Raw genomic sequence first — 10,090 nt, forward strand, 5'->3', positions numbered from 1 at the left:
GGGCGACCGGGGCCATGCCACTCAATGCCGCTCGTCATGCCGCGTCGCTCCCGCCAGAGGTCGTTACGTTGCGTCACTCTTGCATGCGCGGGCAGCGAGAGGAGGACCATGAACAGTGATCAGAACCGCTCCGCCTTCCCTACCGGAGAGGCACGTCCGGTGCGGCGCCCGCCGTACGGCCTGCCGCTTCGGTACCGGCCGCGGCTCCTCGCCGCATCTGACTCGCTCGGCTGGAGAAGGTACTCGGCTCCGGTCCCGCCAGAACGATCTCCTCTTCGAGGCTGGGATCGCCTAACGCGACCGGCGCTAATTGTTGGCTTCCTGGCGTGCGTAGGCGCTGGCCTCTGGTCGAGTTCATGGGGCGCGAACGGCTCCTCACCCCGGACGACGGTCGCCTCGATGCCGACGTCTCGCCCGATCGTCTCTGAGCGCCCCACGGTGCTCGCCCTGCCATCGACGTCCACGTCCGCGCCTCGAACGTCGCCCCCTTCCGCGAGGTCCAGGCCAAGTCCCAAGGTGTCGAAGAACAAGGCGCTGTTGTCGGGGAACGGTCGTCGACCGGCCTCGGTTGCATCGCCTCGGCGTGATGAGAATGTCCCAGTAGCTCCGCGCAGGAAGACAGCGATTCGCGTCGATCGTGAAGAGGAGCCCAAGCGAAGTGATCGGGAAGGTGGCGACAACAAGCGGGTAGTACCGTTGATCGCCGCGATGTGTGACGAACGGTTTCCGCCTTCCCTCCCAGAGTTTCGCCTCCGCAATCGCGCATGCCAACTGATCTTCGGATAGCGCGCCACGTCAGGGGACTGAGCTCAAAAGAAGGGGACGGAGTTGTCTGGCGAATTCGATGACGTCCGCTTGGTGGTCTCGGCCTGGTGCGCCTTGATAGAGCGTGATGGAGAGCAGCTTGGTGTCGTGCGGTGTCCATGCGGACGCGTAGGCTCCCAACGGCTGCCCATTCTCGCCCCTGATTACCGCGCTGTAGCCGGGGCCCACCCCCGAGGGCAGGGGAACGCCTTTGTCGGCGATTCTTCGGCGTTCGAGCCCTTCCAGGGAAAAGGCCAGGTCATCGTCCAGTTGGATCTCCAGCCTCACTGGTTCCTTGACGTCTGCTGATTTTGATACGACGCAGTACTTGAAATTGGTTGACGAATTTGTCCCGCTGGCGTAGAAGTCAGCCAGGCCTGTTGCCCGGGCGACGGCTTGCTCAGAGAGCACGCCGCATTCACCGGGTGATGCGGTAACGACGCCTAAGGGGCTCCGGTCCTGCGGCGGGGGAGAGGGCGAGCAGGCCGCCACGGCGACAACTGCGGAGATCAGGAGGAGCGCCGATGGACGTGTCTTCATTCGTCCGCCTTGGGGGGGACGTCGGGCGGGCGTGGATGGAATCCGTCTCCCACGGCATCGTTGACTTCCTTGAACATGCCTGAAGCCGGCCCCTGCTCCAGCCAGTCTTCGTATGCCAGTCGTTGCTTCGTTGTCATCGCGCTGCGAGGGAGTATCTCGCCGTCTCTGAGGAAGTCCCGCTCCGACCCCTTTGCATAATTCTCGGATGTGTGCGGATGCGTAGTCGCTGCCGCCGTGCCGTCTCCGAAGAGGCCGTGTCGCATCATGGCATCTGCAGTCAGGTCTCTGAACATAGTTTCGCTGGTTTCCAGCGCCGTCGCCGCCTTCTCTCGGGCTTTCGTTCCCTCGTCGGTTTTAATCTGATCCCCAAAATTATCCTCAAGGAACTCATATCCCGCAACAACCCACTCTCCCGTGGGCGTGAGCATGAGCTTAACTGTGCTGGCCGCAACATCCCTCATGGTCTTATTGGTCTTGTCTCTTGCGTCCGCCACATTGATTTCGGATTGGTTTCCGGCATCCACAATGAAATGGAGTGACTTGCTAAGACCGAAGACTCTGGCCTTGAATTCTTCAGCAGTGTGGCCAGCCATGTTACCTCGTAGAATCTTTTGCTGCTGGGCGTCGATCTCTGCCTGGGTGGCATTTGGGTGGCTCTTGCGCCAGGCGTTGAAGGCATCCTTATTAGCTTGTGCGACCTGTGCCGCCTGCGCGTCCAAGGCCATCACGCTGTATTTCCCATGAGCGGCGATGACAGTCTTGAGGGCTTCAGGATCCTTGAACGCCCATATCATTGCACGCTTCGACTCATCATGGCCGAACACGGCGCCGTAAGGCTGCTTTCCTGGAAGTATCGAATCTGGATCCGGCAGAGGGTTCACGCCCAAATAGTCTGGGTTCCGAGGAGAGATTCGGTTCACATCGCCTATATAGGCCGCGAAGACGCGAGCGGCGCTCTGCCGAGTATCGGGGAGGGCAAACTGCGCTCTTGGGTCCGCCCAGAAGTGGATGGCCCAGGATGCGATCAAGGCCGACTTGTACCCGCGCGAACTGCCTGGAGGTTGGCCGTTGTCGCGGAATCTCGTTGTCGCTGCCTCGATCGCGCGGCCGAGTTCGTGTTCGCCGCTGCCCCAGTACTTCTCCCGCATCAGGAAGGCTAAGGGCTTACGTGTGGGATCGGCGAAGAAGTCCTGAGCGACTCTGGGGTTGTTCGCCAGGGCGGCCGCGAGCCCTGGCCCGAATCCGATCATCTCCTGCTGTTCGCCGCGTGGCTTCCGCTCGTTGTCGAAGACCTTGTTGGCGATGTCGAGAAGGAAGGCATCGTCGAAGGTGCCGTACTGCAAAAGCCTGTTGACCACATGGTCGCTCAACGGCTCGCCATCGGATGCGATTAGCTCATCGGCATAGCCTTTGGGCAGCTTCATGTCGCCGACCCCGCGCGATGCTGTTCCCAAGGTCACGCTCAGAGCCGCCACTAATCGGTCCACGTCCGAGGACGGTGGTTCTTTCCAGTCCTTGTGGAGGGAGCGGCGAGAATCGCGGTCCGAGGAGTAGAGGTCTCGTAGGAGTGCTCTGAGCTCCTTGGGTGGCATCTCCTTAGCGAAGGCGACGGCGAAGTAGGGATCGTGCTTGTGCTTCTCGAGTAGCTCCAGGGTCTCGCGGGTGAGGGCATCTTGCCCGCCAACGAAGGCAGCGTCCTTCTTCGCCCGGCGAAGCTGATCTGCTACGGACTTGGCCGCCGCCGCGCCACTCGCCGGCGAATTCGAGGCCCAGAGCGTCTCGTCCGCCCAGACCACTCCCTTGTCAAGCCCGATCTTCTGGGTTGCCACGATGAGATCCAAGCGCCGCTGAAGGTCGGGAATGCGCTGCGCGATTTGGAAGCCGAGGTCCTTCAGCAACCCCGGTCCGGACATGCTTGTGTCGATGGAGCGCAAGGCGTTGCTGAGCTGGGTATCCACTTCGGCCCATGATCGCTCCAGGCGCTTGATCTCGCCTATCAGCTGGTTCATGAGCGTGGGGTCTATGCCGATCCGATTGGGAGGCGGACTCATCGGCGAAACCCCTCGGGGGGCCGAAACTGTGGTTGCCCTGGCCAAGGCGTGGATGGCTCCGTGGAGGACTTCCCGGTCTCGGGACGTACAGGCGTGGATTCGACCAGTGCAAGTGCGCGGCGGAAGACGCTCTTGTAGGCAGCCTCCCAGGCTTGGCAGTCCTTGATGAGCTTGTCTGCGGCCTTACCCTTCATCGCGCCGCTTTCGAGTAGGCCGATGAGCTTGCGCACGTCGTTGGCGTGCTGGTCGCGTAACTGCTCGATCGTACGCCGAGCGGCCTCGATCTGTTCCTGTGTCGCCATCATCCGGAACCTTGGATCTTTGTGGACGACGATCTGTGGGATTAATGTGACGATAAGGGGCAGTTGGAGCGCCGTCGAGTCGAACTGCTAAAGCGGCATAATCTCAACAATTATCTCGGCTGCTGCGTATCACGCATGATGATGATTGCCTCTGTCGCATCCGCAGCCATGTGGCCGCCTGGTGTTCCGACCCAGGGTGTCGCAGGAATGCCCCGGTTGCGGCAAGAAAGATGCCTCGGACACGGTCATGAAGGCCAGATCAGCGACGTTCCCAGGCACGGACTCGAAGCAAGCGGCGATGGCAACCTGATCGTCAGCTCCTGCACCTGCCGGCGGACCTCATTCCCGCTTGTTGATTCCGGCCTGGGGTGTCTGAAGTGTAGTCGGCATGGACGATCTCGTCTGGACGGTTGTGGCGGCCCAGGTGAGCCCGAGACGCACGCCTTCGTCCAGAGTCTTTCCGTTGCCGATCTCCCAGAGCAGGCCTGCGGCGAAGGCATCACCCGCACCGGTCGCGTCTACTACATCTGCTGGGATGGCTGGGTAATGATCGCTTTTGCCTGATGAGTAGACCGTGACGCCGTTGGCGCCTTCGGTCATGACGGCGGTGGCTTTCTCGGGGACAGTGGCGAAGTCGTTACGGGATCCGATCAGGTACTGCATGGCGGGGGCCGCGCCTGGCGGGACACTAGTGACCAGCGCTCCCGCGGTGGCCATGGCTTGGGCTGCGGAGGCGAAGGTGTCGTGCCAAGCGGCGAAGTAGACAATGTCTCCCGACACCACGGCTTGTGTGGGGATCGTGATGGTGCGCAGCAGGTCAGGGTGGATGCCAATGATGGTGCGTTCGCCGTTGGGCTCGATGAGCAGCGCCACGGAGGATGTGTGTCCCGGCAGGACCTGGACGTGATCGACGTCGACGCCGGCGGCAGTGAGCGTGTTCGTCAGATTTCGGCCGGCAGCATCGGATCCCACGTAGCCGACCATGTGGACGCGGCCACCTGCCTCGCTCAGCGCGACGGCGACATTGGCTCCGGTTCCGCCTGGACGTTCTACGCTTTCGCTGGCTTGAACGAAGTGACCGCTGGCGGGGACGCGGTCAACGTACAGGGCAAGGTCCCAGGCGATGGGGCCGATGATCCAGAAGTCAGGCATACGCCGCTCGTCGCATAGCCGACAGCCCTTCGGCAAGCGCGTCCAACCCTGCCGGGAAAGCGACTTGTGGTGCCCAGGGGATGTCTACCGAGTCTTGTCGGCAGCTCAGGATGCCTCCGATGATTGCAGCCACGGTGTCAGTGTCCCCACCAAGGCTGACCGCATACCGCATGGCGCCGACCGGTTCGTCGTGAAGGTGGAGAACGTGGAGGATCGCTCCCAATGTGTCCATGACATCCAGCGACACTCCGCTCGAATCGGGCTTCCATCCTGCGGCATGAGGGACGCTGAAGTGGTCGAGTTCTTCTTGAGCAATGGTGATCAGGTCCTCGGCGGCGTAGGACTCGAGCGCCCAAGATCCCATGGCGGCCACAGCGCAGGCGGTGGCGATGGCCTTTGGGTCGGCGTGGGTGGTCTTCGTCATTCGTATGACCAGCTCACGGCGGCGTTCGGCATCGGTGGCGGGCAGGGTCCAGCCGATGGGCAGCACTCGCATCATGGCGCCGTTGGTTGCTCCGCCATCGGCCACGAGTGATCCGGTTGCTTCAAACCGTGCGACCGCTCTCCGAGTGGTGGGGCCGGCTCCGCGCATGGCCGGCAGCGCCGCAGCGAGGGTATTGAGAAAGGCAGCCTCTGAGCCGCCAGATCTGATCAGATTCTGGGCGAGCAGGATGAGCTGTTCGGTGTCGTCTGACGTGCTGCCGAGAGGCCATCCCTCTCGCGCAGTGAGCGTGTCGGTGAGAAGGATGGCCTGGGGAGGTTCTCCCTCCCAGGGGACGCCGAGTGCATCGCCGCAGCAGAAGCCGGTAAGGCCGTTGAGAATTCGGACCGCAGGTGGGATCGCCTGGCCAGGGAACAACTGGGCGAGAATGCCGAAGCCGCCCCGCGCGATGGCGCGTCGTCCGCGGTCGGCGTAGCGGACGCGTTGGCGGCCTTGTACCAGGCTGGCCAGCGAAAGGTAGGCGGATGCCATGTCGTAGGGGGTGCTGTGGTGCTCGAACTCCTTCAATGCCTCGATGGTCAGTTCCCACGCGCCGCCATGGTCGCCGTTGGCTCGGCGTACGCCGGCTTCACTGTGGGTGACCTTCGCCGCGAGCAGGCCATCGCCGAGATCTCGGGCTACGCGACCGGCCTCGGCCAGAGTGTGAGCGGCTTCTTTCACCAGGCCGAGACCGCACTGGGCTTTACCCAGCCCGTGGAGGGACTGAGCGATTCCGCGGGCGTCTTCTGACGCTTTACGGATGGCGAGGGCCTTGTTCTGGCTGTCCAGCGCGATCTGCCAGGCGCCGGTGGCCTCGGCGACCAGCGCTGCGTCCTGCAGCAGGCCGGCGTGCAGGGCCTGGTTACGCATGTGGGTGGGACGGGCAGCCACGTCCTGTAGTGCCTGGTTGATGAGAGTGTCGGCACGATCGACGTTGCCCGAGAAGTATTCGATCTCGCCCAGAAGTTTGAGCCACGGCGCCTGATCGGTCGCAGTGTTCATGCCCTCGGTGGCGTGCCCGCGTCCTTCTGCGAAACGCCCTCGATACAGCTCGATCTCGGCCAACCGGAACAGGAAACCTTCCCGGGTGCCCTCCGCCGTGAGCGCCAACGCGGACCGGGCCAGATGCTCGGCCTTTTCGAAGTCGCCTCTGCAGAAGGCCACCTCGGCGCGGAGCAGTTCGGCGTGTGCTGACCTGTGAGGTAGCCCGTCCAGCAGGGCTTCGGCCTGGGTCCAGCGGCCGAGTCCGAGGTAGGCGCGGGCCACGCGGTACAGGCAGCGGCCCTTGTCGTCGTCGCGGTCAATGCGCAGTTCGCTGAGCAGGCTCGCAAGGGCGCGGCATTGGTCGAAGCGGCCGGTGGCCAGGCTGCGATCCATGAGCGTGACCCAGGCCGCTACGCCTTGGGCGGGGTACAGGTGGCTCAGGTGATAGGCCGCCTCCAACTCGGCGGTGAACTCCTTGCGCCCGCCGTAGTGCCTGGCCAGCACCTCGTGGACTCGGTGCACTTCCGCTGGGCGGACGTTGCGGAGTGACCGGCGCAGGATGTTGTGCATGGTGTACGCGTTCGACCCGGTGGCCGTACCGCCTCGCAGTGGCGAGATGAAGGAGAAGGCCGTCAGCTTGCTGAATGCGCTGCGATCGCAAGGAAAATCCAGCGCCTGGCCCAGGTGATGGAAGGTCTCGGCGGTGAAGGCGCGGCAGGCGCTGACCGCCAGAATGCCGTACTCGGCCTCGGCAGGCGTCCATTGCAGCAACCGATGAGCCAGGTCGCGTTCCTTGTCGACCAATGCGGTGAAGTCCGCGGGATTCAGACGGGACCCGGCGGCTAGCGCCACGTCGGCGCACAAGCCCAGGAAGTAGGGATGTACCTCGTCCGGAGCGGTGGAGGCGTAGTTCACCAGCGCTGTTTGCATGGCTGGATCGGTGATGCCGGCCAGGGTGAGGTACTGCGTCGCATCAGCGGCGGTCAGGTGGCCGACCAGCCGATGGTCGATATAGCGCTCCGGGATGGGGAAGACGGGAGCGGATGGCCACGGTGGACGGGTGCGGCCTGCCACGATGGCGACGATCCCGGCTCGCAGATCGAGGTGGCCGAGCAGGCAGCGCAGCCACTCATCGCGCATCAGCTTGTCAGCGTGGATCAAGCTGTCTGCGTCACCGATGGCCTCGCCGAAGAACGCCTCGTGGGTGTCGAAGAGCAACACGATGCGGGCGTGGTCGTCAGCAGCGTCGTTGAGGTCCTTGGCGAACAGACGCGGCAGCTCATGGAGCAGGTCTGGTTCGGGCACCAGGGCCAGGATCTGTTCCGCGTCCTCCTGCGGGACACGGCGCTGCATCCGCCTGCGGGTGAACGCCTTGTCCATGCGCGAGTTGACCATTTGGAGCAGCGTCTGTCCGACCCGCAGAACCGGCAACGTGAGCACCGCATCGGCGATCTCCAACGCGATGTTGACCTCGCCGCGTGGGAATAGCTCGGGCACGCGATGGGCGATATCGAAGCCGAGCTTGTGGAGGTAGGTGATGGCGGCGAAGTCGAAGCGGGGCGTCGCGATCCCATGCTGGGAGAGTTGGCGTTTGAGCATGAACAACGCCGAGAACGCCTCCTGCGGGCGATTCTCGCCTGCTGGCCGTGCTCCGAAGTCGATCCTGGCCACGGGCACCTGCTCGCCGTCCTCGGCCAGTCGCTCCAGCAGCTCGGCATCAGAGGACTTGCGAACGCTCGCCCACCGGGCGGTACGCAGGCAGCAACGCTTCTCCAGGTGTCGCAACAGCAATGACTTACCGTTACCGCCCAGCCCGTGCAGGTAGAGGATCCGCTCCGAGGGCGGGTCCTCGTTGATGAGCGACACAACATGCCGAGTCAGCTCGAAGCGGTTGGCGAATAGATCGAGCGAGCGATCACGCGTCGCTACGGAGCGGGTCCGGCCCTCCTCGAAGATTGGCACAATCAGCTCGCCATAGGTGCAAATCGCATGTGGTTCTCCCGGGAAGAGAAATGTTGATACGGCTCATTTACGGTCTACGCCGTCGCCGCGGAGTGACCTGGGCCAAGCCGTCGCAGTCGGTTGTACACCGAGGTGTTGCCCGCTTCTACCTTGTCAGCGAAGGACGCACAGAATCACGAGCACATTTCAGGAAGTTTGTCGTGGGGTGAACGTAGACGTCACCTCGGCATGTAGCGGCCCGACCGTATATCGATTTTCTGCATGCGGATGACATTCCTCGACATGCCGGATCCGGTGGGCATACCTTCAGCTCATGCCAGAGTTCCATCCGTCCCTGGTCGAACAGGGTCGCAGGATCATCGAGCACGGGCTGGACGTTCCGCACGGTGCCGATCTGGTGCCATTGTCTCGAGATGTCATCGACGGCGACCTTGCGGCGGCGCTGTTCGCTCACGGGGATGCTCTGGAGTGGGTCGTGTTCGAGTACGATGCCGATTGGTTCTCGCTGGGATATACCGCACTCAGTACCACAGAGCCCCCTTCGACCGGGGAGCGGGCACGACTCGAAATACGATTCGATACCTGGGGCCGCAGTCGGACCAGACGCTGGAGCCTGGGGGGCCGTCACCTCGTACACACGCGTGTCTTGCGTGCTGAGCGGATCGCCCAGCTGCGCGTGGCCACACGAACCATCGCGACCCCGCACGGCTGGGCGATCATGGTCTGGCGAGGCCGCCGCGCGCCCGCCATCTCGGTGGACAATCCTTAACAGATGACCCGCAGGTACTGCAGGGAGTAGGCGTGTGCTCTCGCCCGGGGGACGCCCTGGGCGAATCCGTCGACGACCCAGCGGTATTCCTCGCTGCCGGAACCGGCGCACCTCCACCCCGTACGGGTCTCCGCGTACCCGCCGTGGGACCAGGCGATGGAGGTGCGGAACACGTTCCGCCAGATCCCAAGGCCCAGGTAACGCTGCAGGGTCAGCCGTGGCCCTTGAGGGATATAGCCGGCGCCGGTACACGACTGTCGGCCCGTCCCTTCGACCTGCCACTGGCCGTTGCGCTTTTTGAAGGTCGGATCGCTGACGTAGAGGAAGCAGCGCCACCGCGGCGCCGAGGCACGCTGGTCTCCGGTAGTTGGAGAGCCACCCTCATACGTCGTGCTGCCTTGGGGGCCTGGGATATCCCAGGCCGGTACGAGTTCCGCTCGCGGCTTGGGGGTGGGGTCGGCGTGAGCGGCCGGAGCGATGAGCCCCGCCACGGTCAGACTTAACACCGCCAGTAAGGCGATCTTGCCTTGGATACGCATGGTGCCTCCATGGATCGATGGGGCAACGCATGACCCAGGCGGCTAGTGGGCCTGCAGAAGCAGATTCCTCCTTCAGATGACAACCGATCCGGGGCACAGGGAGCAAGACAGGTTGAAGACTGGGCATAGCCCCTGGTCACAGGTGTATCGCCAGGTTGGGGTCGATTCACTAGGGCGCGGATGCCTTGTCGCGGCCGTGGTACTCGGTAGACCACCACGAATACTGTCAGGCGCGCTCGGCCCTGCGTGGCGTCTGTGCGTCTGCTTGCTCACGGAGGATGCCGTTCCAGTTACTGCAAACGATCTTTACTTTTAGTTGCGGCCATGTGATGATCACTCCGCCTTGCAAACATTCGTTCGAAAGGCTGTAGTGAAATCATCACGATTAGCGTCCGGCTTATCCTCCCGGACGCGCCGCCGCGCCGCCCTGCTCGCCGCACTGGTGCTCCCCCTCTCTCTGGTGTCAGCACCCGCCACCGCCCAGGGCCCCACGCCATCCCCCACTC

At 63.5% G+C, this 10,090-nt stretch carries 7 protein-coding genes; 1 reads left to right on the forward strand and 6 read right to left on the reverse strand.

The features are described 5' to 3' along the window. Nucleotides 1–795: 795 nt before the first annotated feature. The 5 genes from EJK15_RS41480 to EJK15_RS41500 form a co-directional block, all read right to left on the reverse strand. Complete coding sequence (locus tag EJK15_RS41480) at nt 796–1,344, reverse strand: hypothetical protein (RefSeq protein ID WP_138715951.1); 549 nt, start codon at nt 1,342–1,344, stop codon at nt 796–798. Next, nucleotides 1,341–3,353, reverse strand: coding sequence for a hypothetical protein (locus EJK15_RS41485; protein ID WP_138715952.1), 2,013 nt, complete (start codon nt 3,351–3,353; stop codon nt 1,341–1,343). Before EJK15_RS41485 ends, EJK15_RS41480 begins: the two co-directional genes overlap by 4 nt. Before the next feature lie 38 nt (nt 3,354–3,391). Beyond that, the gene (locus EJK15_RS41490) at nt 3,392–3,700 is read right to left on the reverse strand and encodes a hypothetical protein (protein WP_138715953.1); all 309 of its coding nucleotides are present in this window, start codon (nt 3,698–3,700) and stop codon (nt 3,392–3,394) included. Between the two features lie 336 nt (nt 3,701–4,036). After that, entirely contained in the window at nt 4,037–4,849 is an 813-nt protein-coding gene (locus tag EJK15_RS41495) for a carbohydrate kinase family protein (RefSeq protein ID WP_138715954.1), read from the reverse strand. Then, nucleotides 4,842–8,276 carry an ADP-ribosylglycohydrolase family protein gene (locus tag EJK15_RS41500; protein ID WP_138715955.1) on the reverse strand — a complete coding sequence of 1,145 codons (3,435 nt, stop codon included), beginning with the start codon at nt 8,274–8,276 and terminating at the stop codon, nt 4,842–4,844. Before EJK15_RS41500 ends, EJK15_RS41495 begins: the two co-directional genes overlap by 8 nt. Nucleotides 8,277–8,589: 313 nt before the next feature. On the opposite strand from EJK15_RS41500, the gene EJK15_RS41505 reads away from it, so the two are divergent. Then, nucleotides 8,590–9,045 (forward strand): hypothetical protein, encoded by a 456-nt coding sequence (locus EJK15_RS41505; protein ID WP_138715956.1) that lies wholly within the window; start codon nt 8,590–8,592, stop codon nt 9,043–9,045. Here EJK15_RS41505 and EJK15_RS41510 read toward each other — a convergent pair. After that, nucleotides 9,042–9,584 (reverse strand): hypothetical protein, encoded by a 543-nt coding sequence (locus tag EJK15_RS41510; protein ID WP_138715957.1) that lies wholly within the window; start codon nt 9,582–9,584, stop codon nt 9,042–9,044. The genes EJK15_RS41505 and EJK15_RS41510 overlap by 4 nt on opposite strands. Nucleotides 9,585–10,090 lie beyond the last annotated feature (506 nt).

The sequence above is a fragment of the Nonomuraea basaltis genome, from assembly GCF_005893125.1.
In the GTDB taxonomy this organism is placed as follows: Bacteria; Actinomycetota; Actinomycetes; order Streptosporangiales; family Streptosporangiaceae; genus Nonomuraea; species Nonomuraea basaltis.